The sequence below is a fragment of the Pseudomonas sp. D1-1 genome (assembly GCF_051132225.1).
Classification (GTDB): domain Bacteria; phylum Pseudomonadota; class Gammaproteobacteria; order Pseudomonadales; family Pseudomonadaceae; genus Aquipseudomonas.
This window is the reverse complement of record NZ_CP071676.1, coordinates 410,177-433,298: the sequence shown is the minus strand read 5'-3', so window position 1 is coordinate 433,298 and position 23,122 is coordinate 410,177. Positions and strand designations below refer to the sequence as shown.

Annotated in this window: 23 protein-coding genes and 1 pseudogene; 13 read left to right on the top strand and 11 right to left on the bottom strand. The window is 61.9% G+C overall.

Features of this window, described 5'->3' with window-relative positions; genetic code table 11:
- Positions 1-31: 31 nt before the first annotated feature.
- Both phaC and J3P86_RS01890 read left to right on the top strand, forming a co-directional pair.
- Positions 32-1,714 (top strand): class II poly(R)-hydroxyalkanoic acid synthase, encoded by a 1,683-nt coding sequence (gene phaC, locus J3P86_RS01895; RefSeq protein ID WP_434699318.1) that lies wholly within the window; start codon positions 32-34, stop codon positions 1,712-1,714.
- Positions 1,715-1,775: 61 nt separating this feature from the next.
- Entirely contained in the window at positions 1,776-2,396 is a 621-nt protein-coding gene (locus J3P86_RS01890; protein WP_434626468.1) for a TetR/AcrR family transcriptional regulator, read from the top strand.
- A 181-nt stretch (positions 2,397-2,577) separates the two neighbouring features.
- Here J3P86_RS01890 and J3P86_RS01885 read toward each other — a convergent pair whose 3' ends face one another.
- The 3 genes from J3P86_RS01885 to J3P86_RS01875 all read right to left on the bottom strand — a co-directional run bounded on the left by J3P86_RS01885 (position 2,578) and on the right by J3P86_RS01875 (position 4,444).
- Positions 2,578-3,477 (bottom strand): phasin family protein, encoded by a 900-nt coding sequence (locus J3P86_RS01885; RefSeq protein WP_434699317.1) that lies wholly within the window; start codon positions 3,475-3,477, stop codon positions 2,578-2,580.
- A gap of 10 nt (positions 3,478-3,487) precedes the next feature.
- Positions 3,488-3,910, bottom strand: a complete 423-nt coding sequence (locus J3P86_RS01880; protein WP_434699316.1) for a phasin family protein — start codon at positions 3,908-3,910, stop codon at positions 3,488-3,490.
- Positions 3,911-4,168: 258 nt separating this feature from the next.
- Positions 4,169-4,444 (bottom strand): polyhydroxyalkanoic acid system family protein, encoded by a 276-nt coding sequence (locus tag J3P86_RS01875; protein WP_434570176.1) that lies wholly within the window; start codon positions 4,442-4,444, stop codon positions 4,169-4,171.
- A gap of 155 nt (positions 4,445-4,599) precedes the next feature.
- Between J3P86_RS01875 and ubiE the strand changes: the two genes are divergently transcribed.
- The 11 genes and pseudogenes from ubiE (at position 4,600) to J3P86_RS01820 (ending at position 13,094) form a co-directional block, all read left to right on the top strand.
- A complete protein-coding gene (gene ubiE, locus J3P86_RS01870; RefSeq protein ID WP_024779926.1) occupies positions 4,600-5,370 on the top strand; it encodes a bifunctional demethylmenaquinone methyltransferase/2-methoxy-6-polyprenyl-1,4-benzoquinol methylase UbiE in 771 nt (256 codons plus the stop codon).
- Positions 5,370-5,994: pseudogene (locus J3P86_RS01865) on the top strand (ubiquinone biosynthesis accessory factor UbiJ). The gene ubiE and the pseudogene J3P86_RS01865 overlap by 1 nt, the downstream one beginning before the upstream one ends.
- On the top strand, positions 5,991-7,595 hold the full coding sequence (ubiB, locus tag J3P86_RS01860) for a ubiquinone biosynthesis regulatory protein kinase UbiB (protein WP_434626472.1): 1,605 nt from the start codon (positions 5,991-5,993) through the stop codon (positions 7,593-7,595). The pseudogene J3P86_RS01865 and the gene ubiB overlap by 4 nt, the downstream one beginning before the upstream one ends.
- Before the next feature lie 81 nt (positions 7,596-7,676).
- Positions 7,677-8,075: a phosphoribosyl-AMP cyclohydrolase gene (hisI, locus tag J3P86_RS01855; RefSeq protein WP_305497371.1), complete on the top strand. Its 399-nt coding sequence runs from the start codon at positions 7,677-7,679 to the stop codon at positions 8,073-8,075.
- Entirely contained in the window at positions 8,068-8,400 is a 333-nt protein-coding gene (locus J3P86_RS01850; RefSeq protein WP_003186671.1) for a phosphoribosyl-ATP diphosphatase, read from the top strand. Before hisI ends, J3P86_RS01850 begins: the two co-directional genes overlap by 8 nt.
- Before the next feature lie 24 nt (positions 8,401-8,424).
- A complete protein-coding gene (locus J3P86_RS01845) occupies positions 8,425-8,712 on the top strand; it encodes a twin-arginine translocase TatA/TatE family subunit (RefSeq protein ID WP_434626473.1) in 288 nt (95 codons plus the stop codon).
- Between the two features lie 10 nt (positions 8,713-8,722).
- Positions 8,723-9,145, top strand: coding sequence for a Sec-independent protein translocase protein TatB (gene tatB / locus J3P86_RS01840; protein ID WP_434699315.1), 423 nt, complete (start codon positions 8,723-8,725; stop codon positions 9,143-9,145).
- Entirely contained in the window at positions 9,142-9,939 is a 798-nt protein-coding gene (gene tatC / locus J3P86_RS01835; RefSeq protein ID WP_305497375.1) for a twin-arginine translocase subunit TatC, read from the top strand. The genes tatB and tatC overlap by 4 nt, the downstream gene beginning before the upstream one ends.
- Positions 9,936-10,643, top strand: a complete 708-nt coding sequence (locus J3P86_RS01830; RefSeq protein WP_434570184.1) for a 16S rRNA (uracil(1498)-N(3))-methyltransferase — start codon at positions 9,936-9,938, stop codon at positions 10,641-10,643. The genes tatC and J3P86_RS01830 overlap by 4 nt, the downstream gene beginning before the upstream one ends.
- Before the next feature lie 213 nt (positions 10,644-10,856).
- A complete protein-coding gene (locus tag J3P86_RS01825) occupies positions 10,857-12,773 on the top strand; it encodes a methyl-accepting chemotaxis protein (RefSeq protein ID WP_434699314.1) in 1,917 nt (638 codons plus the stop codon).
- Between the two features lie 120 nt (positions 12,774-12,893).
- On the top strand, positions 12,894-13,094 hold the full coding sequence (locus J3P86_RS01820; protein WP_434700701.1) for a nucleoid-structuring protein H-NS: 201 nt from the start codon (positions 12,894-12,896) through the stop codon (positions 13,092-13,094).
- A 312-nt stretch (positions 13,095-13,406) separates the two neighbouring features.
- Here the strand turns inward: J3P86_RS01820 and J3P86_RS01815 are convergent, their stop codons facing one another.
- From J3P86_RS01815 to hutG, 8 genes are all read right to left on the bottom strand, one after another.
- On the bottom strand, positions 13,407-13,559 hold the full coding sequence (locus J3P86_RS01815) for a nucleoid-structuring protein H-NS (RefSeq protein ID WP_434700700.1): 153 nt from the start codon (positions 13,557-13,559) through the stop codon (positions 13,407-13,409).
- Positions 13,560-13,800: 241 nt separating this feature from the next.
- On the bottom strand, positions 13,801-16,371 hold the full coding sequence (mdoH, locus tag J3P86_RS01810) for a glucans biosynthesis glucosyltransferase MdoH (protein ID WP_434570189.1): 2,571 nt from the start codon (positions 16,369-16,371) through the stop codon (positions 13,801-13,803).
- Complete coding sequence (locus tag J3P86_RS01805; RefSeq protein WP_434626479.1) at positions 16,364-18,106, bottom strand: glucan biosynthesis protein G; 1,743 nt, start codon at positions 18,104-18,106, stop codon at positions 16,364-16,366. Before J3P86_RS01805 ends, mdoH begins: the two co-directional genes overlap by 8 nt.
- A 350-nt stretch (positions 18,107-18,456) precedes the next feature.
- Entirely contained in the window at positions 18,457-18,894 is a 438-nt protein-coding gene (gene dtd, locus J3P86_RS01800) for a D-aminoacyl-tRNA deacylase (RefSeq protein WP_434699313.1), read from the bottom strand.
- A complete protein-coding gene (gene pip / locus J3P86_RS01795) occupies positions 18,891-19,862 on the bottom strand; it encodes a prolyl aminopeptidase (RefSeq protein WP_434626481.1) in 972 nt (323 codons plus the stop codon). The genes dtd and pip overlap by 4 nt, the downstream gene beginning before the upstream one ends.
- Before the next feature lie 104 nt (positions 19,863-19,966).
- A complete protein-coding gene (locus J3P86_RS01790; RefSeq protein ID WP_434699312.1) occupies positions 19,967-20,878 on the bottom strand; it encodes an alpha/beta hydrolase in 912 nt (303 codons plus the stop codon).
- A 193-nt stretch (positions 20,879-21,071) separates the two neighbouring features.
- Positions 21,072-22,019, bottom strand: coding sequence for a choline ABC transporter substrate-binding protein (locus J3P86_RS01785; protein ID WP_434699311.1), 948 nt, complete (start codon positions 22,017-22,019; stop codon positions 21,072-21,074).
- Positions 22,020-22,310: 291 nt separating this feature from the next.
- Positions 22,311-23,114 (bottom strand): N-formylglutamate deformylase, encoded by an 804-nt coding sequence (gene hutG / locus J3P86_RS01780; protein ID WP_434699310.1) that lies wholly within the window; start codon positions 23,112-23,114, stop codon positions 22,311-22,313.
- Between the last annotated feature and the right edge of the window lie 8 nt (positions 23,115-23,122).

Genomic DNA, 23,122 nt, shown 5'->3' with positions numbered 1-23,122 from the left:
GTTTTCAGCCTGATGATGAAGGAGTTGACTCATGCGCGACAAACCGGCGAAGGGTTCCATGCCCGCCCCTGCCAGCTTCATCAACGCACAGAGTGCGGTCACCGGCCTGCGCGGCAGGGACCTGCTGTCGACCCTGCGCAACGTTGCCGCCCATGGCCTGCGCAACCCGGTCCACAGTGCCCGACATGCGTTGAGGCTCGGCGGCCAGCTGGGGCGCGTCCTGCTGGGGGACACCCTGCACCCGACCAACCCCGACGACAAACGCTTCGCCGACCCCACCTGGCAGCTCAACCCGTTCTACCGCCGCAGCCTGCAGGCCTACCTGAGCTGGCAGAAGGAAGTCCGCCAGTGGATCGATGAGGGCGGCATGAGCCCGGATGATCAGGCCCGTGCGCATTTCGCCTTCTCCCTGCTCAACGACGCGGTATCGCCGTCCAATACCCTGCTCAACCCGCTGGCGATCAAGGAGCTGTTCAATTCCGGAGGCAGCAGCCTGATTCGCGGGATCAGCCATCTGGTCGACGACCTGCTGCACAACGACGGCTTGCCCCGGCAAGTCACGCCACACGCCTTTGAAGTCGGCAAGACCCTGGCGAGTACGCCCGGCGCAGTGGTGTTTCGCAACGAGCTGCTGGAACTGATCCAGTACAAGCCTATGAGCGAAAAGCAATACGCCACGCCGCTGCTGATCGTGCCGCCGCAGATCAACAAGTTCTACATCTTCGACCTGAGCCCTTCCAACAGCTTCGTCCAGTACGCTCTGAAAAACGGCTTGCAGGTGTTCATCATCAGTTGGCGCAACCCGGACGTGCGCCATCGGGAATGGGGCCTGTCCAGTTATGTCGAGGCGACGGAAGAGGCCATGAACGTCTGCCGGACGATCACCGGCGCCCGCGAAGTCAACCTGATGGGCGCCTGCGCCGGTGGCATGACCATCGCCGCCCTGCAGGGCCATCTGCAAGCCAAGCGCCAACTGCGCCGGGTGGCCAGCGCCACCTACCTGGTGAGCTTGCTGGACAGCGAGATCGAGAGCCCGGCCACGCTGTTCATCGACGAACAGACCCTCGAAGCCGCCAAACGCCGCTCCTATCAGAAAGGCATTCTCGATGGCCGCGACATGGCTCGGGTCTTCGCCTGGATGCGGCCCAACGACTTGATCTGGACCTACTTCGTCAACAACTACCTGCTGGGCAAGGAGCCGCCGGCATTCGATATTCTCTACTGGAACAACGACTGCACGCGGCTTCCGGCGGCCTATCACGGCGACCTGCTGGATTTTTTCAAACACAACCCGCTGACACGGCCGGGCGCCCTGGAGGTGTGCGGCACGCCTATCGACTTGCAGAAAGTCACCGTGGACAGCTTCAGCGTGGCCGGCATCAACGACCACATCACGCCGTGGGATGCGGTGTACCGTTCGACGTTGCTGCTGGGCGGCGAACGACGTTTCGTGCTGTCCAACAGCGGACACGTCCAGAGCATCCTCAACCCGCCAGGCAACCCCAAGGCCAACTACATCGAGAATCCGAAACTGAGCAGCGACCCGCGCGCCTGGTACTACGACGCCAAGCACATCGAGGGCAGTTGGTGGACCCAATGGCTGGGCTGGATCCAGGAGCGCTCCGGCGCCCAGCACGAAACGCAGATGACGCTGGGCAACGCGAAATACCCGGCCCTGGAAGCGGCACCCGGGAATTACGTACGGGTACGCTGAACGCCTCGTCCCACGGTCGCACTGCGGGCCGTGGAAAGACTCCACCGACCAAGAAGACCGGATGAAAACCCGCGACCGAATCCTCGAGTGTGCCCTGCAATTATTCAACGAGAAGGGCGAGCCGAATGTTTCCACCCTCGAAGTCGCCAACGAGATGGGCATCAGCCCCGGCAACCTCTACTACCACTTCCATGGCAAGGAACCGCTGATACTCGGATTGTTCGAGCGATTCCAGGCCGAGCTTGCACCGCTGCTGGATCCGCCCGCCGATGCGCAACTGGCGCCGGAGGACTACTGGTTGTTCCTGCATTTGATCGTCGAGCGCCTGGCCCAATACCGGTTCCTGTTCCAGGACTTGTCAAACCTGGCGGGGCGCCTGCCGAAACTGGCCAAGGGTATCCGCCAGTTGCTCAACGCGTTGAAACGGACCCTGGCCTCTTTGCTGGCGCAGCTCAAGGCCCAGGACCTGCTGGTGAGCGACACCCAGGCACTCGGGCAACTGGTGGAGCAGATCACCATGACGTTGCTGTTTTCGCTGGATTATCAGCGGATCCTTGATCGCGAGGGCGAGGTTCGCCTGGTGGTCTATCAGATCATGATGCTGGTGGCGCCGCACTTGCCGCCAGCGATAAAGGTCGCGACCGAGCAGATGGCTTTGCGGTATCTGGAGGAGCACGAATAACGGCCGGCTGCGGCAGACCCAATGTGGGAGCGAGCCTGCTCGCGAAAGCGCTGGGTCAATCAATTCAAATGTGACTGAGAAAATGCATTCGCGAGCAGGCTCGCTCCCACAGGTTGAATCCAGGATGCATATAAAAACGCCCGACCTTCACAGGCCGGGCGTTTTTGCATGTCCCGGAAAATCAGGACTGGCTGGTAGGCGTCGACGGAACCGGCGCTGGAGTCGGAGTAGCTACCGGGGTCGGAGCCGAGGCAGAGTTTGCCGTGCTCGTCGGGGTGGCCGGTTTGGCGGCCGTGGCCGGCGCCTTGGGTGCGGCTGCTTTTGGCGCGGCCGGTTTTTTCACTGCGGGCTTTTTCGCCGCGGCCGGTTTTGCTGCGGCTTTTGCCGCTGGCTTGGCAGCCGGTTTGGCCGCAGCTGGTTTAGCCGCCGCCGTCTTGGCCGCTGGCTTGGCGGCAGGTTTGGCTGCAGTTTTTGCCGCGACGGGTTTGGCCGCCGCCTTGGCTGCAGGCTTGGCCGCTGCGGTTTTGGCTACTGGCTTGGCCGCTGCTTTGGCCGCAGGCTTGGCGACGGATTTCGCCGCCTTGACCAGTGGCTTGGCTGCCGTCTTCGCTGCAGGCTTGGCCGCCGCCGTCCTGGTTGCAGCAGGCTTGGTCGCGACCGGCGTGACCTTGGCCCCGGTGAGTTTTTCGATCTGCCTGGTCAGGGTGTCTACCTTGCTGTGCAGTTCCTTGACTTCATTGCGGCTCGGCACGCCCAAGCGGGAAATTGCACTGTTCAGACGCTTGTCGAAAGCCCCTTCCAGCTCATCCCACTTGCCCAGTGCACGATCCTTCACGCCGCCCATGCGCGACTTGGTGGACTCGGCAGAATCCTTGGCGGCATCGACTTGTTTGCCGACCGCCGTCTTGGTGAGTTTTTCGGCCTTCTCGCCGTCCTTGACCAGGGACTCGAAGAGTTTGCTGCCGTCAGTGTCGATCTTCGAGTACACGCCTAAACCAGCAAGCCAGATTTTGCGGGAGTACTTTTCAATTTTCCCGGTCCACGAGCTGCCTTCTTTTTCGGTGATTTTCTTGCCAGCCATCCCGTTCTCCTTAATGTTTACGCGCGACACGTTCGAGCAATGCCGTCAGCTCATCGAGCTTAGCAGAGAGTGTCTCAACGTCATGTTTAGACGGAATGCCGATACGATTCAAGGCACTTGCAACACGCGCGTCGAATACCTTCTCTACTTTGTCGAGTTGAACTTCAACGCGGGCCTTGAAAGTGTTGACGTCGGTCTTGGCTTCGATCAGTTCGCTGTTCGCCGCTTCAAGTTTCCCAGCAATGTTCTTTTTGCCTTTGGTTTCAACAACTTCACCGGCCTTGACCAGCTCCTTGAAGTAGTCGCCGCCCTCCTGACCGACCTTGATATAGGCGCCCAGGCCCGCCAGCCAGATCTTGCGCGCGTACGTTTTCACGTCGCCCAGCGTGGAAGAATCAACGTCGGTTTTTTTCTTCAGAATAACTTTGGCCATGGTGCACCTCACTCGAAGACAGGTTTGAGCAACTGCCCGCACACGGTCGGGCTCAGGCACAAAGTAGTGAGAATAATTAGAAAGGGCACCCTAACAACTGACATAAAACCCGGGACGATGATTTCCCCTGTGGGAGCGAGCCTGCTCGCGAAAGCGGTGTGTCATTCAACATCAATGTTGTTGATCCATCGCATTCGCGAGCAGGCTCGCTCCCACAGTTGATAGATAGGCGGTGGACTTCAGTCCTCTGCACTTCAATCAAGCCAACGCCTTGTCCAGCGCCTTTTCGATTTCCGTCTTGATTGTCCCGCTCATGGCCGACATCAACATGCCCAGCTCCACTTCGACGCGGATCGAATCCTCGCCCACATGCACTTCACCCTTGACCCCGGAACGCTTGAGCTTCAGCGTGTCGCCCTCCCACTTGGGCTCCAGGCCGTAGCTGTCGGACAGTTTCCGGGCCAGCTTGTCGGCCTTTTCGCGGGCCGCTTCCTTGCCCAGGTCATGGGCACGCTCAACAGTAATACGGGCCATCTGTTAACTCCTGCTTGATCGAGACTTGCCTGAACGTTTGCGACCCTGCCTGCGTCAAAACGTCCGGGCGGTGGCTCATCTTACCTGCAGCCTTGCCAAGACAAAGCCCTCCACCGGGATTAGAATGTCCCGCATTCTTTTTTGGTGACCGCGATATGACTGATCAGCGCAAAGGCAGCGATGCCGAACCCACCACACACTTCGGCTTCAAGAACGTGCCGGAAAGCCAGAAAGCGGAGAAAGTCGCCGAGGTTTTCCACTCGGTGGCCGCCAAGTACGACTTGATGAACGACCTGCTCTCGGGCGGCATGCATCGCCTCTGGAAGCGTTTCGCGATCGAGTTGTCGGGCGTGCGCAGCGGCAACCGCGTGCTGGACATTGCCGGCGGCACCGGTGACCTGACCAAGAAGTTCTCCCACATCGTCGGCCCCACCGGCCATGTGGTGCTCGCCGATATCAACGAATCCATGCTCAAGGTCGGTCGTGACCGCCTGCTCGACCTGGGCGTGGCCGGCAACGTCGAGTTCGTCCAGGCCGACGCCGAGAAGCTGCCGTTCCCCGACAACCATTTCGACTGCGTGACCATCGCCTTCGGCCTGCGCAACGTCACCCACAAGGAAGATGCCCTGCGCTCGATGTTGCGCGTGCTCAAGCCCGGTGGCCGGCTGTTGGTGCTGGAGTTTTCCAAGCCGACCAACGCGTTGATGTCCAAGGCTTATGACGCCTACTCGTTCGCCTTCATGCCGTTGATGGGCAAGCTGATCACCAACGACGCGGAAAGTTATCGTTACCTGGCCGAATCGATCCGCATGCACCCCGACCAGGAAACGTTGAAGTCGATGATGGTCGAAGCCGGTTTCGATCGGGTGACCTACCACAACATGACTTCCGGCATCGTCGCCCTGCACCGCGGTATCAAGCCCTGATGCTGCTCACCGGGCTGCTCGCCAGTGTCGAACTCGGTATCAACCGGGTCCTGCGCCTGGACAGCACGGCGCCGATGCGCCTGGCACACTTGAGCGGCAAGGTGATTGCCGTCGACTGCCGCAGCCCCGCGTTGCAGCTGTTCATCCTGCCCAGCGACGAAGGCCTGATGCTCGCCGCCCACTGGGAGGCCGAGGCCGACTGCACGCTGCGCGCGCCGGCATCGAGCCTGCTGGAGTTGGCGCTGAGCAAGAACAAGACGGCGGTGCTGCACAGCCCCGACGTCGAGCTCGACGGCGACAGCGGCGTGCTGCTGGAACTGGCGGCGATTCTCCAGGACCTGGAACTGGACTGGGAATACGAAGTGTCCCGCTGGATCGGTCCGGTCGCCACCCAATTGCTCAGTGGCCATCTGCGCAGCCGCTCCCGCTGGTACCGCCAGGGCTTCGCCAGCCTGGGACAGAATCTGAGTGAATACCTGGCCGAGGAATCGCGTACGCTCGTAGGCCAACGCGAAGCCCAGGCCCGTTTTGCCGAACTGGACCAGATCAAGCTCGATCTGGAACGTCTCGAGGCGCGTTTCGAGCGCCTTTCCCGATCCCTTGAACCCAAGCGATAACGCATGAAGCTGCTTGCCGTCCGCCGTCTGTTGCGCATCCAGCGCGTCGTGATCCGCTACCGCCTCGATGACCTGCTGTTCGCCCTGCCGCTGCCCTGGTTTCTCCTGGCACTGCGCTTTGTGCTGCCGTGGCGCTGGTTCCCCCGTCGAACGCTGGACTTGAGCCGCGGCGCACGCCTGCGCCTGGCCTTGCAGGACCTGGGGCCGATCTTCATCAAGTTCGGGCAGATCCTCTCGACCCGTCGCGACCTGTTGCCCGAAGACATCGCCGATGAGCTGATGCTGCTGCAGGATCGCGTGCCGCCCTTCGACTCGAAACTGTCGGTAGCGCTGATCGAGGCGCAGTTGGGCAAGAAGATCAGCGAAGTCTTCAGCCGTTTCGATGTCGAGCCGCTGGCTTCGGCGTCGGTCGCCCAGGTCCACGCCGCCCAGCTCAAGACGGGTGAAGAAGTGGTGGTCAAGGTGATCCGCCCGGGCCTCAAGCCGATCATTGCCCAGGACCTGGCCTGGCTGTTCATCCTTGCCCGCGCCGCCGAGCGGATGTCAGCCGATGCACGCCTGCTGCACCCGGTGGACGTGGTCCAGGACTATGAAAAAACCATCTTCGATGAGCTCGACCTGCTGCGCGAGGCCGCCAACGCCAGCCAGCTGCGGCGCAATTTCGAGGGCTCGCCGCTGCTGTACGTGCCGCAAGTCTATTGGGACTGGTGCCGGCCGAAAGTGCTGGTGATGGAGCGTATCTACGGGATCCAGGTGACCGACCTGGCAACCCTCGCCGACCAGCGCACCGACATGAAACTGCTTGCCGAGCGCGGCGTGGAGATTTTCTTCACCCAGGTGTTTCGCGACAGCTTCTTCCACGCCGACATGCACCCGGGCAACATCTTCGTCAGCACCGTGCAACCGTGGAGCCCGCAGTACATCGCCATCGATTGCGGCATCGTCGGCAGCCTCACCCCCGAGGACCAGGATTACCTGGCGCGCAACCTGTTCGCCTTCTTCAAGCGTGACTACCGCCGCGTCGCGCAGTTGCACATCGATTCGGGCTGGGTGCCGGCCGAGACCAAGCTCAACGAATTCGAAGCGGCGATCCGCACCGTGTGCGAACCGATCTTCGAAAAACCGTTAAAAGATATTTCATTCGGCCAGGTGCTGATGCGCCTGTTCCAGACTGCGCGCCGCTTCAACATGGAGGTCCAGCCGCAGTTGGTGTTGCTGCAAAAAACCCTGTTGAACATCGAAGGCCTCGGCCGCCAGCTGTACCCGGACCTGGATTTGTGGAACACCGCCCAGCCCTTCCTTGAACGCTGGATGCGCGAACGCGTCAGCCCGAAGACCTTGCTGGGCAACGTCCAGAGCCAGTTCGAGCAGATTCCGCACCTAGCCAACATGACCCGCGATCTGCTCGAACGCATGTCCCAGCCCCATGCCCATGATCCTGCTCCACCCTGGAAACAGCGGCGCGACGATTGGTTCCTGCGCCTGCTTGGCGCGGCCCACCTGGGTGGCGGCGCCGTGCTGGCCGCCGGTGGCCCGTTGAGCGAACTGGGCCATTGGCCCGCCGGGATCATGGTGGCCGTCGGTTTGTATCTGGTCGTTCGTCGATAGCCAGCACCGGTTCACGCTGGCACACTGTTTCAACGCTGGGCCCGCCGACTGGAAGTGCGCGGCCCATGGTCGGAGTCGAAGATGAAAAACTGGCAGGACGAGATCAAATGGGACGCCGACGGCCTGGTGCCGGCGATCGCCCAGGATCACAAGACCGGGCGTGTGCTGATGATGGCCTGGATGAACCGCGAGGCGCTGGCCCTGACCGCCGCCGAGAATCGCGCCATCTATTGGTCACGTTCCCGTGGCAAGCTGTGGCGCAAGGGTGAAGAGTCCGGGCACGTGCAGCACCTGCACGAGATGCGCCTGGATTGCGACGGCGACGTCATTATCCTGATGGTCGAACAGGTCGGTGAAATCGCCTGCCATACCGGCCGTCAAAGCTGCTTCTACCGTGTCTTCGAGAACGGCGACTGGAAAACCGTCGACCCGGTACTCAAGGACCCGCACGCCATCTATTCAGGACACAACCATGAGTGACACCCTGACCCGCCTGGCCCAGGTGCTGGAAGAGCGCAAGGGCGCCGCGGCCGACAGCTCCTATGTCGCCAGCCTGTATCACAAGGGTTTGAACAAGATTCTGGAAAAGGTCGGCGAAGAGTCGGTCGAAACCATCATTGCCGCCAAGGACGCTGCCATCAGCGGCGACTGCAGCGACGTGATCTACGAGACCGCCGACCTGTGGTTCCACAGCCTCGTCATGCTCGCCCAACTGGGGCAGCATCCGCAGGCCGTACTGGATGAACTGGACCGTCGCTTCGGTCTGTCCGGGCACGTCGAGAAAGCCTCGCGCCCGTCCGCCTGATCAACTTTTGAGAGGAATAGCCACATGGGTATTTTTGACTGGAAACACTGGGTCGTCATTCTGGTGGTCGTGGTGCTGGTGTTCGGCACCAAGAAACTGAAAAACCTCGGCACTGATGTCGGTGAGTCGATCAAGGGCTTTCGCAAGGCCATGAACGATGACGAGAAACCGGCCGACCCACAGGCCAATCCGTCGCAACCGGTACAACCGGCCCAACCGGTACACCCACAGGCCACGCAGCCGGTGAATGCGCCGAACACCATCGACGTGCAGGCCCAGAAAGTCGAAGAGCCAATCCGCAAAGACTCGTGAGCACTGACTAATGTTTGGGATCAGCTTCACTGAACTGCTGCTCGTCGGCCTCGTCGCCCTGTTGGTACTGGGGCCCGAACGCCTGCCGGGCGCTGCGCGCACCGCCGGTCTGTGGATCGGGCGCCTGAAGCGCAGCTTCAATGCGATCAAACAGGAAGTTGAACGTGAAATCGGTGCCGACGACATCCGTCGGCAACTGCACAACGAACACATCCTGTCCCTGGAACAGGAAGCACGGAAGATCTTCTCGCCGACCCAGCAGGAGCCGACGCCGGTCCAGCCCGTGGCCGAGCCGACGATTGCTCCCCAGGTCCCGGCGGTCGAATCTGCGCCAGTGGTGATTGAACCGGCCAAACCGGTTGATCCGGTTGATCCGGTTACTGCGACGCCCCCGACTCCCAACGACTCCACTCTGCCGCCGCGAGCCCCATGAGCGATATCCCTGAAAACGACCAGCCGATGCCGCTGGTATCGCACCTCACCGAGTTGCGCACCCGCCTGCTGCGCTGCGTCGCGGCGGTGTTCATCATCTTTGCCGGGCTGTTTGCCTTCACCCAGCAGATCTACACCTTCGTCTCCACGCCGCTGCGCGAGTACCTGCCGGTAGGCGCAACGATGATCGCCACCGATGTCTCGTCGCCGTTCCTGACGCCGTTGAAACTGACGATGATGGTCTCGCTGTTCCTGGCGATCCCGGTGATCCTGCATCAGATCTGGGGCTTCATCGCTCCGGGCCTGTACAAGCATGAAAAACGCATCGCCGTGCCGCTGCTGGTGTCGAGCATCCTGCTGTTCTACACCGGCATGGCCTTCGCCTACTTCTTCGTATTCCCGCTGATCTTCAAGTTCTTCGCCGCCGCCACCCCGGCAGGCGTGGAAATGATGACCGACATTACCAGCTACCTGGATTTCGTCATGACGCTGTTCTTCGCCTTTGGCGTGGCGTTCGAGATTCCCGTGGCGGTGGTATTGCTGGTGTGGATCGGCGTGGTCGACGTCGCCTACCTGAAGAAGATCCGTCCGTACGTGATCATCGGTTGCTTCGTGGTCGGCATGATCCTCACGCCGCCGGATATTTTCTCCCAGACCTTGCTGGCCGTGCCGATGTGGCTGCTGTTCGAGATCGGCATCCTGTTCGGCGGCCTGGTGCGCAAGCGCCGCGAAGAAGAACCCGAGGACCAGCCGGTCGACGACCACAACGACCAGCCGCCAGCGACCCAAGCGTGAACCTGCTGCTGCTTGAAGAGGCCGATTTCATCGAGCCGGACCGCGTCATCCTGAGCGATCGGCGCCTGACACACATGCAGGAAGTCCACCGCAGCGCCGTCGGCGACAGCCTGCGGGTCGGCCGTATCGGTGGCCTGATGGGCACGGCCCAGGTGTTGCGCCTGGAGGCTCGCGAAGCCGAACTGCAAGTGACCCTCGACCAGCCGCCGCCGGCCAAGTTGCCGCTGACCCTGGTGCTGGCATTGCCGCGTCCGAAGATGCTCCGGCGGGTATTCCAGACCGTCGCCACCATGGGCGTGCCGCGCGTGGTGCTGGTGAACAGTTATCGTGTGGAAAAGAGCTTTTGGCAGACGCCCTTCCTGGAGCCGGAGGCGATTCGCGAGCAACTTATTCTTGGTCTGGAGCAGGCTCGGGACAGCGTGCTGCCGGAAATCATCATTGAAAAACGCTTCAAGCCCTTCGTCGAAGATCGCCTGCCCGCCATCGTTGAAGGCACCCTCGGGCTGGTCGGCCACCCTGGCAACCACCCGCCCTGCCCGCGCGCGCTGACTGAACCGGTGACCTTGGCCATCGGCCCGGAAGGCGGCTGGATCCCCTACGAAATCGACCTGCTGGGCAAGGCCGGCCTGCAACCGGTGCAGCTCGGCGAACGGATCCTGCGGGTCGAGACCGCCGTCACGGCCCTGCTTGCACGGCTGTTCTAACGACCTGTTTGCTTTCCCGTGGCGAGGGAGCTTGCTCCCGCTCGGCTGCGAAGCAGTCGTAAATTCCTGGCCGCAGGTGGCCGCTTCGCGACCAAGCGGGAGCAAGCTCCCTCGCCACGAAAAACACCCGTCGCGTCTATTTTCTACAGCTCCCGACAAAGCCGCCGATACAGTCCCCATAAAACCAATTCAACGCTCCAAGGGAGTATCAGCATGTTCCGGTGGCTTGCCCAGGGTCTGGGAAACGTAAGCGTTAATCGCAAACTTGGCTTCGGCTTCGGCCTGGTGCTGTTCCTCACCCTGATGATCGCGTTCACCGGCTGGTCCGGCCTGGGCAATGTCATCAGCCGGGGCGACAAGCTGGGGTTCATTGCCAGCCTGAACGACCTGAGCAAGGACCTTGACCTCGCCAGCATCGACTACAACACCACGCGCGGCGAAAAAGGCCCGCAACAGGTCAACGACCTGCTCGGCAAGCTCGAGGCCGGGTTGAAGACAGCTCGCGAGATGATCGAACAGCCTGACGACGTGGCGTTGATCGACAAGCAACTGGCCGCCGTTGCCGAATACAAAAGCGCCTTCGCCCAGATGACCAGCGCCACCGTCAGCCGCGAAGATGCCCGCGGCAAGCTGGGCGCCAGTGCCGATAGCACCGTAGCCCGCGTCGCCGAAGTGGAGAAAGCGCTGCTGCAGGGCGGCGACATCACCCAGTTCAACAGCGTGGTGACCTTAAGCAAGGCGATCCAACAGGCACGCTATCAGGTTCGCGGTTACACCTACAGCGGCAAAAGCGAGGCCCAACAGCCGGCCATCGATGCAATTACCGATGTCCTGAAACTGCTGGCCCGCTTGCCAGCCCAGTTGCCTGAGGAACACGCCGACAGGCTCCAGCAGGCCAGCGACTCGATGAACATCTACCGGGCGGCAGTCAGCCAGTTCCGTGACTCCCAACTTGATAACGGTGCCGCTCTGCAGCGTATGAGCGAGCAAGGCCAGGTCCTGATCGACTCCAGCCAGAAGCTCACCGCGTCCCAGACGGCCGTGCGCGACCACGACACCGCCCAGGCCAAGGCCGTTCTGATCGCAGCCGCCGCGCTGGCGCTGCTGTTCGGTGTGATCGCCGCCTTGCTCATCACTCGGCAGATCGTCGGCCCGCTGGATGAGACCCTGAAGGTGGCAGAACGCGTCGCCGCGGGCGATCTTACCCACAACCTGACGTCCGAACGCCGCGACGAACTCGGTCAATTGCAACGCGCCATGCAACGCATGACCGTTGGCTTGCGGCAGTTGATCGGCGGCATCGGTGAAGGCGTTACCCAGATCGCCAGCGCTGCTGAACAGCTCTCGGCCGTGACCGAGCAGACCAGCGCCGGGGTCAATAGCCAAAAGATCGAGACCGACCAGGTCGCCACTGCCATGCACGAAATGACCGCCACCGTGCAGGAAGTGGCGCGCAACGCCGAGGAAGCCTCCGAGGCCGCCGTCGCCGCCGATCAACAGGCCCGCGAAGGTGACAAGGTCGTCGGCGAAGCCATCGCCCAGATCGAGCGCCTGGCGCGAGAAGTGGGCAACTCTACCGCCGCCATGGGCGATCTGAAGCGCGAAAGCGACAAGATCGGCAGCGTCCTGGACGTGATCAAGTCGGTGGCCCAGCAAACCAACCTGCTGGCCCTCAACGCGGCCATCGAGGCAGCCCGAGCCGGTGAAGCCGGGCGCGGCTTCGCCGTGGTGGCCGACGAAGTTCGCAGCCTGGCCCAGCGCACCCAGAAGTCCACCGAGGAAATCGAAGAACTGATCGTCGGCCTGCAAGCGGGTACCGAACAGGTCGCGACCATCATGGACAACAGCCGCAGCCTGACCGACAGCAGCGTCGAACTGACCCGCCGCGCCGGTGGCTCGCTGGAAAACATCACTCGCACGGTGTCGGCGATCCAGTCGATGAACCAGCAGATCGCAGCGGCGGCAGAGCAGCAGAGTGCGGTGGCCGAGGAGATCAACCGTAGCGTGCTGAATGTGCGGGATGTGTCAGAGCAGACGGCGTCGTCCAGTGAGGAAACGGCTGCCTCCAGTGCCGAACTGGCGCGGTTGGGGGTTCATTTGCAGACATTGGTGGGGCGGTTCAGGGTTTGATGCCCTTCGGGCAGCTCACTTCGGATTTGTGGATATATCCGTTGCTGCGGTAACGGCCACTTAGGGTTCCGCCCTTACGGCGGCTCACTTTTGAGAAGCGCAAAAGTAAGCAAAACGCTTTTGCCCCACCACTCGGTGCCTCGCCTAGGCTCGGCATGCCCTCACTCCGGCATTGCTCCGTGGGCCCGCCGCGAAGGGCCGTCCCTGGCCCAGCGCGGCTATCCCGGCATCCATGCCGGGATGCCCACTACGCAATACCTGCGTTCGGCCATCGTGGTTAACGGGGCGCCCGAGATCAACGTCCACCGCGAGGCGGCCTGAAAGCCGGCCTGGTTCTTGATCGGACCGCGTTTCCCTGTGGGAGCGAGCTTGCTCGCGATGGCGGTGGCATGGTTGATGAAGATGTTGGATGTGCCGACCTATTCGCGAGCAGACTCGCTCCCACAATTGGCTCTGCGTTCGGCCATGGATATGTAGGCGACACAACACACCTGTGGGAGCGAGCCTGCTCGCGAAGGCGGTGCCATAATTGATTAAGAGGTCGGATTTGCCGGCCTCTTCGCGAGCAGGCTCGCTCCCACAGGAGAAATGCGATCCCAGTAAGAGTCAGGTCGGCTATCAGGCCGCCTCGCTTTAGATCTTGATCTGAGACGCCCCGTTAACCACGCTGGCCGAACGCAGGTATTGCGTAGTGGGCATCCCGGCATGGATGCCGGGATAGCCGCGCTGGGCCAGGGACGGCCCTTCGCGGCGGGCCCACGGAGCAATGCCGGAGTGAGGGCACACCGAGCCTCGGCGAGGTGCCGAGTGGTGGGGCAAAGCCTTTTTTGCTTACTTTTTTTGGCGTCTGAAAAAAAGTGAGTCGCCGTAAGGGCGAAACCATAAGCCGCCTTGACCGCAGCAACGGATATGTACACCTACGTCCCACAGTCCGTCATCCCAAGGCTACGAGGTCTTGCGCGAATCGCCAATAAAATGCGCCCAACAAAAAGCCCCGCTTCTTTTCAGAAGCGGGGCTTTTTGAGTATCAGGCCAGTTGAGGCTGTGCGCCCACCGGTTGAAGCGGCAGCAACGGTGCATGCGGATCGGCCTTGACCGATTCACGCCACGCCGCCAGCCACTCGGGATGCGCCTCGCTCCAGACCTGCTCATGCAGACGGGACAGCGCCACCGGATCGCTCAGCAGCGCCAATCGCTCGGCGTTGTTGAGCCCGGCCGGGCCTACCTTCAAGGCATGACGGACGCGCTCGACGCGCAGCCATTCGATCGGCTCGGCCTTGCCGTGACGGGAGGTAGCCAATGCGTACGCCAGGGCGTTCTGTCGCGGATCGACCACCGCCCGGATGAAGCCGTCGTTCAGCGCGTGCCAACGGTTTTCATGGGTGTACTGGTCAGTCGACAGCAGTTCCTGTGGCGGCGCGTATTCCTCGGGAATCAGGAACAGGCTTTCATCACGGGACTTCAAGCCCAGGCCCACGCGGCTGGAGATCACCGAAACCGGGATCGACAACATCAGCGAGCCGACAATCGGCACGAGCCACCACAGGAAGCTCGGGTTCAGCCAGATCACCAGCAAGGCCCAGAAGAAGCCCAGCAGGGTCTGCGGGCCGTGGCGCTTGATGGCTTCGCTCCAAGGCGTGGAGTCATCGTCACGCTTGGGCGAGTTCCAGGTCGCGGCCCAGCCCAGGAAGGCGGCCAGCACGAAACGGGTGTGGAAGATCATGCGCACCGGCGCCAGCAGCATGGAGAACAGCATTTCCAGCAGCATCGACATCGTGACCTTGAACTTGCCGCCGAACTCCTTCGCGCCTTTCGCCCAGATCAGCACGATGCTCAATAGCTTGGGCAGGAACAGCAGCACGATGGTGGTCGAGAACAGCGCGATGGCTTTTTCCGGATGCCATTGTGGCCACAGCGGATACAACTGGCGCGGCTCGAGGAAGTACTGCGGCTCCATCAGCGTGTTCACCGCCAGCAGCGCGGTGGACAGCACCAGGAAGAAGAACCACAGCGGTGCCGACAGGTAGGACATCACGCCGGTCAGGAACACCGCACGGTGCACCGGGTGCATGCCCTTGACCAGGAACAGCCGGAAGTTCATCAGGTTGCCGTGGCACCAGCGACGGTCACGCTTGAGTTCGTCCAGCAGGTTCGGTGGCAGCTCTTCGTAGCTGCCCGGCAGGTCATAGGCAATCCACACGCCCCAGCCGGCACGGCGCATCAGCGCGGCTTCGACAAAGTCGTGGGAGAGGATCGCACCGGAGAAGGCACCTTTACCGGGCAACGGCGCCAGGGCGCAGTGGTCGATAAACGGCTTCATGCGGATGATCGCGTTGTGGCCCCAGTAGTGCGACTCGCCCAACTGCCAGAAGTGCAGGCCGGCGGTGAACAGCGGACCGTAGACCCGTGTGGCGAACTGCTGCATGCGCGCATACAGCGTGTCCATGCCCGAGGCACGTGGCGCGGTCTGGATGATGCCAGCGTCCGGCGTGGCTTCCATCAGGCGCACCAGGCTGGTCAGGCATTCGCCGCTCATGACGCTGTCGGCGTCGAGCACGACCATGTACTTGTAGTCGCTGCCCCAGCGACGGCAGAAGTCGTCGAGGTTGCCGCTCTTGCGTTTCACGCGGCGACGGCGGCGGCGATAGAAGATCTTGCCAAAGCCCCCGGTTTCACGGCAGACATCCAGCCAGGCCTGCTGCTCGGCGACGCAGATGTCGGTTTCGTTACTGTCGCTGAGCACGAAGAAGTCGAAGCGGTCCAGGTCACCCGTGGCCGCAACCGACTCGAACGTGGCGCGCAGACCGGCGAATACCCGTGGCACGTCCTCGTTACAGATCGGCATCACCAGGGCGGTGCGGGCATCCTTGGGAATCGGCTCGTTACCGGCACTGGCACCGGAAATGCGGTACTTGTCATGCCCGGTGAGCAGTTCGAGGAATCCCATCAGCGCGGTCCAGAAACCGGCCGAGACCCAGCAGAACAGGATCCCGAACAGGATCAGGATGCTGGTTTGCAGCGCGTATGGCAGCACTTGCGTGGCCGTCTGCAGCAGCGGCTGATGCAGCACTTCATCCAGGTCCACCAGCGACCAGCCCTGGTACGGCATGATTCCTTTCATGTACCAGCCGGCCACGATGGTCTGGCCGAGCATCAGGATCAACAGGATGTAGCGGCGGATCGAACCCACGGTACGCCAGCGCGCATGCGGCAAGACGCGCTCGTCCTTGGGCGGCTTCGGCGGGTTGGTGCGACCGGTCAGGCGGCGCCAGGCGCGTACCAGGATATTGGTGCGCCATGGCTCCGGCACGACCTTGGTCCGGCGAATCGGCGGAGTAGCCTTCAGGCATACACGGCCACTGGAATCGAGGGCCAGCATTTCGGCGTCCTCGAGTTCCTCGGCAGTGCTGAGCGCCAGGCGACGGCCCACCGAGGCTTGGGCAGCCTCGTCGGGCGCATCGAACGTCGACGAAGCCAGGCGTTCATGCAATTCGCTGAAGGACTTGCAGCCCGCCAGTTCGGCGCGCTGCTCGTCGGTCATCGGCAAATGGGCCAGATACTCGCTCAGAGACACTGGCTGTACGGAAGTATTACTCATCGGCAGGCAACTGATAGCTCCAGGTCTCGGTCAGGACTTGCTCAGTCTGCTCCGGTTCCTGCGGGGTTGGGGTCGGCTCGGCGGCGGCGGTGGACGCCTTGACGGCCTTGGCTTCCTGCTGCTCGCCGGCCTGTTCGTTGGCTTTCTCTTTCTCGCTCTGCTGCTTGGCGACCTTGTCGGCCTTGGCCAGCGTGGTCACGGAATGCGAGGTAGCCGGCAGCTCTACAGGAACCAGCGGCCGGACCAAAGCGGCACGCATCTCGGTCGCCTTGCCCGGATCCTTGATCTTCAGGCGCAACGTCAGGCGCCAGCCCTTGGTTTCAGGGTTGTAGCGCACGCTGTTCTCGACGATTTCGCCGTTGTCACCCACGCTCACCTGGCTACGCACCTCGGCGTCTTCAGGCAGGGCTTGCAGGGACGGGCCTTCGAAATCGACCAGGTAGGCCACGCTGCCATCCGGCTGGCGAATCAGGTTGGACTGCTTCACGTCACCCGTGGAACGCAGGGTCTGCTTGACCCAGGCGCTGTCTGGCGAGTGCAGGCTGGCTTCATCAAGTGTCCAGTGCAGGCGATAGGCGAAGTCCAGTGGCTGGCCTGGCTCAGGCAGTTTTTCCGGGCTCCAGAACGCAACGATGTTGTCGTTGGTTTCGTCGGCGGTCGGGATCTCGACGAGGTCTACGGTACCCTTGCCCCAGTCGCCTTTCGGTTCGATCCAGGCGCTTGGACGTTTTTCGTAGCGGTCGTCCAGGTCTTCGTAGTGGCTGAAGTCACGACCACGTTGCAGCAGGCCGAAACCACGCGGGTTTTCTACCGAGAAGTTGCTCACCGCCAGGTGTTTCGGGTTGTTCAGCGGACGCCAGATCCACTCGCCGTTGCCGGCATGGATGGACAGGCCGCTGGAGTCGTGGAGCTCGCGACGGTAGTTCAGGACCTTGGACGGCTGATTCGCGCCGAACAGGAACATGCTGGTCAACGGGGCGATGCCCAGCTTGTTGACGCGATCACGCAGGAAAACACGCGATTTGACGTCAACGACGGTGTCGGTGCCCGGGCGCACGGTCAGGCGATAAGCGCCGGTAGCCCGTGGCGAATCGAGCAAGGCGAAGATCACCAGGTGCTTGTCGGTCGGCTTCGGACGCTGGATCCAGAACTCACGAAAACGCGGGAACTCTTCACCCGATGGCAATGCGGTATCGATCGCCATGCCGCGAGCGGACAAGCCATAAACCTGGCCCTTGCCGATGACGCGGAAGTAGCTGGCGCCGAGCATGGTCATGATTTCGTCTTGCTTGTCAGCTTTGTTGATCGGGTACAACACGCGGAAACCCGCGTAGCCCAATTGTTCGGTGGCCTTCGGATCGAACTTCACATCACCGAAATCGAAGCGTGTCGGGTCGTATTTGATCTCATCGACGGTGGTCGCGGTGATTTCGTTGATCTTCACCGGTGTGTCGAAATGCATGCCCTGGTGATAGAAGGACAGCCGGAACGGCGTCTTCTGGTCGGCCCATTCAGCTTTTTCGGTGCGGAAACGGATTTTCTGATAATCGGCGAATTTCATTTCGCGGAATTCGTTCGGCAGGTTGCTGCGCGGGGCTTCGAATTTCTGCCCGGCCAGTTCTTGTGCCTTCGCCGATACATCATCCAGGCTGAATGCCCACAGTTGGCCCGCGCCAAACAGGCACAGCAGGGCCGAGCCCGCTACCAGAGCGTTTCTAAACCGTTTGGCAGTCATTTTTGGTGCATTACAGGGACTAACAATCACGAGCAACCCTCGCCGAAAACAGATCAAAAAACCAACGGCCAGATAAAGTATCTGCACGGTAACGGCGCTGAAAAACCGCTCCTGCGGACCACTCTTGCCAAGTTGGCGAGCATTGTTCCGACTCCGATGGGACAAAATGATTCCCCAAACGGTTCAGGACAAGTCTCTACCTAAGTCAAATGGACCGGCGAACGCCGATCCCCCGTAGCGCGCGATTATCTAGTAGGCCGCGTGACAACGCATCAGGGCTAGCAAAGTATTTATCGAGAAAACTCCCTGTTTTGACTCGAAACCGGACCGAAAAGATGTTTCAAACGCTTTCAGACCTGTAACAGAAAGGTTACCGGGCCATCATTGACCAGATGCACTTGCATGTCGGCGCCGAATCTACCTGATGCCACGGTGCCATGCACCTGTTTCGCCTGGGTCAGGAGATAGTTGAACAATTCTTCGCCAAGGGCGGGCGGCGCGGCGGTTGAAAAGCTCGGGCGCAGACCGCTTTTGGTGTCCGCCGCCAAGGTGAACTGCGAGACCAGCAGCAAACCACCCGCGACGTCCGCCAGGGACAGGTTCATCTTGCCGTCGGTGTCGCTGAACACCCGATAGTTAAGCAGCTTGTGCAGGAGTTTGTCGGCACTGGCCCGGGTATCCCCAGGCTCGACGGCTACCAGCACCAGCAAGCCATGGTCCACCGCACCGACGATCTCGCCCGCGACTTCGACCCGGGCGCCGCGAACCCGCTGCAGCAACCCCTTCATGCTTCTTCGGGGGGCAGGTCGAGCAGGCGGCGGGCCATTTGCGCGGCGGCGCGCACCAACGCGTCGGTAATCCCTGGTTCCGAAGCGGCATGGCCGGCGTCACGGATCACCTGCAGCTCGCTGTTGGGCCAGTTCTGGTGCAGCTCCCAGGCATTGTCCAACGGGCAGATCACGTCGTAGCGACCATGCACGATGACGCCCGGCAAATGGGCGATCTTGCCCATGTCGCGAATCAACTGATTGGGTTCGAGAAAGGCGTTGTTGGTGAAGTAGTGGCATTCGATCCGGGCGATCGACAGCGCTCGCTGCGGCTCGGAGAAACGATCGACCACCAACGGGTTCGGGCGCAGGGTCGCGGTGCGCCCCTCCCAGGTGGACCAGGCCTTGGCCGCGTGCATCTGGGCGATCTGGTCGTTGCCGATCAAGCGTTTGTGGAAAGCGCTGAGCAGGTCATCGCGTTCATCCAGGGGGATCGGTGCGATGTAGTCCTGCCAGTAGTCGGGAAACAGACGACTGGCCCCGGCCTGGTAGAACCACTCGATTTCCTGCGGACGGCAGAGAAAGATCCCGCGCAAGATCAGACCATGTACCCGTTCCGGATGAGTCTGGGCGTAGGCCAGGGCCAGGGTCGAGCCCCAGGAGCCGCCGAACAGCACCCACTTTTCGATGCCCAGGTGCTTGCGGATGCGCTCCAGGTCTTCGACGAGGTCCCAGGTGGTGTTGTTTTCCAGACTCGCGTGAGGCGTGGAACGGCCGCAGCCGCGCTGGTCGAACGTAACGATGCGGTACAGATTCGGATCGAAGTAGCGACGGCTTTGCGCATCGCAACCCGCCCCCGGGCCACCGTGGATGAACACGACAGGCAGGCCTTCCGGCGAGCCGCTTTCATCGACATAGAGCGTGTGGGTGTCATCGACAGCCAGATCGTGCCGGGCATGGGGTTTGATCTGCGGGTACAAAGTCTGCATTGCGCGCTCCGTAAGGGGTCGAGTCATCCGTGTAGGGACTTCTATTTAGTCTGCCGTCCGGCATCATAAACCCGAATTACCTTAATGAGCATGCCCTGCGGCAGTCAAAGCGTGTCGGCCAGGTAGGCCAGTAGCCTGCGATATAGCTGATCGACCTCCGGCACCTGGCTCCGCGCGCGCAGGCAACCGTGGACCAGACCCTCGCCGTTGTACAACTCAGAGGCTACCCCTGCGGCGCTCAGGCGCTCGTTATAGAGGACGCCGTCGTCGCGCAGCGGATCCCATTGCGCCACGGCAACCAGCGTCGCGGGCAGGCCGCTGAAATCATCGGCGAGCAATGGCGCGGCGTAGGCTGAGGGCTGGGTGCCACGCAGGTACCACGCGTCATAGCGTTGCAGGTCACAGCGGCTCAAGAGCGGCGCGTCGAAACATTCGGTGCGCGACGGTAAATGCTCGGGACCACCAAGCGCCGGGTAGATCAGCACCTGGGACCGGGGCAGAGGCTGCCCTGCATCGCGCAAGGCCAGGCACACCGCAGCGGCGAGGTTGCCGCCGGCGCTGTCGCCCACCACGGCCCGGCGCCGAGGGTTGATGGCAAACGGCAGGTCCCCCAGGTGGCGCCACACAGTAAGGCAATCTTCGAACCCGGCGGGAAACGGATGCTCGGGGGCAAGCCGGTAATCCACCGCCACCACCAGCACGCCGAGGGCCGCGGCCAGTTCCATGCAAATGAAATCATGGGAATCCAGGTCCCCTACCACCCAACCGCCACCGTGCAGGTAAAGAATGCACGGCCACCCGGCGAGCGGCGGCGAAGTACGCAGGTGATAGGCCCGGACAGCCACGCCAGCCAGGTGCAGATCCTCGACCGCAAGCGTTGATGGGCGCGGCGGGGTGAATGCCCGGCACATCCGGCTGTAAGCCTGGCGCGAGCCGGCGAGGCTGTCATCCGGGCTGGTGAAGCTCAGGGTCTTGTCGATGAAGGCGGACATTGCCTGGGAGAGTGGGTAGGCCATGAGCTGACAACCAATATAAAACTTGAGGAAAGCGCAACTTGTGGCGAGGGGATTTATCCCCGCCGGGGCGCGAAGCGGCCCCAAGAAGTTAATGCGTTTGGCCTGACCCACCACGGCGCCATTATTTAGGGCTGCTTCGCACCCCAGCGGGGATAAATCCCCTCGCCACAAGGGCCCTATTTGCCCGACTGGGTCAGTTCTTGAGACTGGCCTGCACCGCCGCGATGCCATCCTTGCCATCGAAGCTGGTCACGCCGGCGAGCCAGCGCTGCAGGTCCTCCGGGTGCTCGCGCAACCATTGCCGCGCGACGTCCTGGGGCATCTTGCGTTCCATGATCGGCACCATCAACTGGCTCTCCTGGGCGGCGGTAAACGTGAGGTTCTCCAGCAGCCGCTGCACGTTCGGACACCGCTGTGCGTAGTCCGGCGCGGTGACGATGGAGACCGTCGCGGCGCCTTCGTTGGGGCCATAGACATCTTCGCTGCCGGTCAGGTAAGCGATGTTCATGTTGATGTTCATCGGGTGTGGGGTCCAGCCGACAAAGACCACGAATTCCTTGCGATTGACTGCCCGCTGCACCGCCGCCAGCATCCCGGCCTCGCCGGACTCGATCAGCTTGAAATCCTTGAGACCGAAGTGGTTGGTCTCGATCATGGTCTTGATGGTGGTATTGGCGCCGCTGCCCGGCTCGATGCCGTAGATTTTCGCCCCCAACTGGTCCTTGAACCGGGCGATGTCGGCGAAGGTCTTGAGCCCCGCCGCCGCCACGTAGTCGGGAACGGCCAGGGTCGCCTGGGCGTCGGCCAGGCTTGGTTTGTCCAGTACTTTCACTTGATTGGCCGCCAGGAACGGGGCGATGTTCTTGTCCATCGCCGGTTTCCAGTAGCCGAGGAAAATGTCGAGCCGCTTGTCGCGGATGCCGGCGAAGATGATCTGCTGCACGGCGCTGGTCTGCTTGCTTTCGTAGCCCAGGCCAGTGAGCAGCACGTCAGCCATGCCACTGGTGGCGATCACGTCGGTCCAGTTGACCACGCCCATGCGCACGGTCTGGCAGGACGTTGCCTCGACGGCCATCGCGCCGGAGCTCAACAGGACGGTACCGCAGAGGATCGACAGACAGCGTTTGAACGGTCTTTTCATCGGAAAGGTCTCGTGCGGCAGCGGATTATTGTAGGCCGGTGTCTTGGTGCACCGTGACCGGAACATTACGCAGCGTCGAGGGGCTGAAGATGAACTGTGGCGACGCGGTTTTGCACAGTGGCGACAGTTCTCATTCCAGCGAATCAGAGCACATACACTTGTGGCGAGGGGATTTATCCCCGCTGGACTGCGTAGCAGTCCCAAAATTCTGAATCCGTGTGGATCATCTATTTTGGGGTCGCTTCGCGACCCAGCGGGGATAAATCCCCTCGCCACATGTACTGGGTAGGTCTATTCCTGGTAAGCCTGCCGCCCCCACGCCAGGAAACCTTCCAGCAACTCCCTGAGTACCACCTGGGTCGGCGCCGCCAGGTCCGGGCGATAGTTGAACGGCTCGAACTCTTCCATGTAGGTGCTCTGGCACAGTTCCAGTTGCACCGCGTGAATGTCCTCGGCCGGGTTGCCGTAGTGCCGGGTGATGTGTCCGCCCTTGAAGCGTCCGTTGAGCACATGGGTGAACTGGTCGTGGCGGGCGCAAATGGCTTCGAGCTGGCTGGCCAGGGCCGGGTCGCAACTGGCGCCGTTGAACGTGCCGAGATTGAAGTCCGGCAGCTTGCCGTCGAACAGGTGCGGGATCACCGAACGGATCGAGTGGGCATCGAACAGCAAGGCATAGCCGAACTCGGCCTTGAGCCGCGCCAGTTCCTGTTGCAGGGCCTGATGGTAGGGCATCCAGATCTGCTGCAGGTACGTGGCCCGCTCCTCGGCGGACGGCGCCAGGCCTTCGCGAAACAACGGCACGCCATCGAACAGCGTCGCCGGGTACAGGCCAGTGGTGGCTCCGACGTACATCGGTTTGTCATCAGAAGGACGGTTCAGGTCGACGACGAACCGGGAATATTCGGCCGCCAGGGTGCTGGCGCCCAGCTCTTCGGCGAAATCATACAGCCGGGGGATATGCCAATCGGTGTCCGGCAGGCTCTGGGCCTCGGGGATCAACCCGGCCTCTACCGCCGGCGTCAGGCGCAGGCCGGCGTGAGGCATGCTGATCAACAGCGGCACGCGCCCTTGCTTGAAATTCAGGACCTTCTCCACAACCGTTC

Bases quoted from the DNA above. Each gene is read 5' to 3' on its own strand.
- J3P86_RS01885 (WP_434699317.1), bottom strand. From the start codon at position 3,477: ATGGCTGGCAAGAAAATCACCGAAAAAGAAGGCAGCTCGTGGACCGGG.
- tatB (WP_434699315.1), top strand. From the start codon at position 8,723: ATGTTTGGGATCAGCTTCACTGAACTGCTGCTCGTCGGCCTCGTCGCC.
- mdoH (WP_434570189.1), bottom strand. From the start codon at position 16,371: ATGAGTAATACTTCCGTACAGCCAGTGTCTCTGAGCGAGTATCTGGCC.
- phaC (WP_434699318.1), top strand. From the start codon at position 32: ATGCGCGACAAACCGGCGAAGGGTTCCATGCCCGCCCCTGCCAGCTTC.
- tatC (WP_305497375.1), top strand. From the start codon at position 9,142: ATGAGCGATATCCCTGAAAACGACCAGCCGATGCCGCTGGTATCGCAC.
- J3P86_RS01890 (WP_434626468.1), top strand. From the start codon at position 1,776: ATGAAAACCCGCGACCGAATCCTCGAGTGTGCCCTGCAATTATTCAAC.
- ubiE (WP_024779926.1), top strand. From the start codon at position 4,600: ATGACTGATCAGCGCAAAGGCAGCGATGCCGAACCCACCACACACTTC.
- J3P86_RS01850 (WP_003186671.1), top strand. From the start codon at position 8,068: ATGAGTGACACCCTGACCCGCCTGGCCCAGGTGCTGGAAGAGCGCAAG.
- pip (WP_434626481.1), bottom strand. From the start codon at position 19,862: ATGCAGACTTTGTACCCGCAGATCAAACCCCATGCCCGGCACGATCTG.
- dtd (WP_434699313.1), bottom strand. From the start codon at position 18,894: ATGAAGGGGTTGCTGCAGCGGGTTCGCGGCGCCCGGGTCGAAGTCGCG.
- J3P86_RS01880 (WP_434699316.1), bottom strand. From the start codon at position 3,910: ATGGCCAAAGTTATTCTGAAGAAAAAAACCGACGTTGATTCTTCCACG.
- J3P86_RS01845 (WP_434626473.1), top strand. From the start codon at position 8,425: ATGGGTATTTTTGACTGGAAACACTGGGTCGTCATTCTGGTGGTCGTG.
- J3P86_RS01805 (WP_434626479.1), bottom strand. From the start codon at position 18,106: ATGACTGCCAAACGGTTTAGAAACGCTCTGGTAGCGGGCTCGGCCCTG.
- J3P86_RS01785 (WP_434699311.1), bottom strand. From the start codon at position 22,019: ATGAAAAGACCGTTCAAACGCTGTCTGTCGATCCTCTGCGGTACCGTC.
- J3P86_RS01825 (WP_434699314.1), top strand. From the start codon at position 10,857: ATGTTCCGGTGGCTTGCCCAGGGTCTGGGAAACGTAAGCGTTAATCGC.
- J3P86_RS01790 (WP_434699312.1), bottom strand. From the start codon at position 20,878: ATGGCCTACCCACTCTCCCAGGCAATGTCCGCCTTCATCGACAAGACC.
- ubiB (WP_434626472.1), top strand. From the start codon at position 5,991: ATGAAGCTGCTTGCCGTCCGCCGTCTGTTGCGCATCCAGCGCGTCGTG.
- hisI (WP_305497371.1), top strand. From the start codon at position 7,677: ATGAAAAACTGGCAGGACGAGATCAAATGGGACGCCGACGGCCTGGTG.
- J3P86_RS01875 (WP_434570176.1), bottom strand. From the start codon at position 4,444: ATGGCCCGTATTACTGTTGAGCGTGCCCATGACCTGGGCAAGGAAGCG.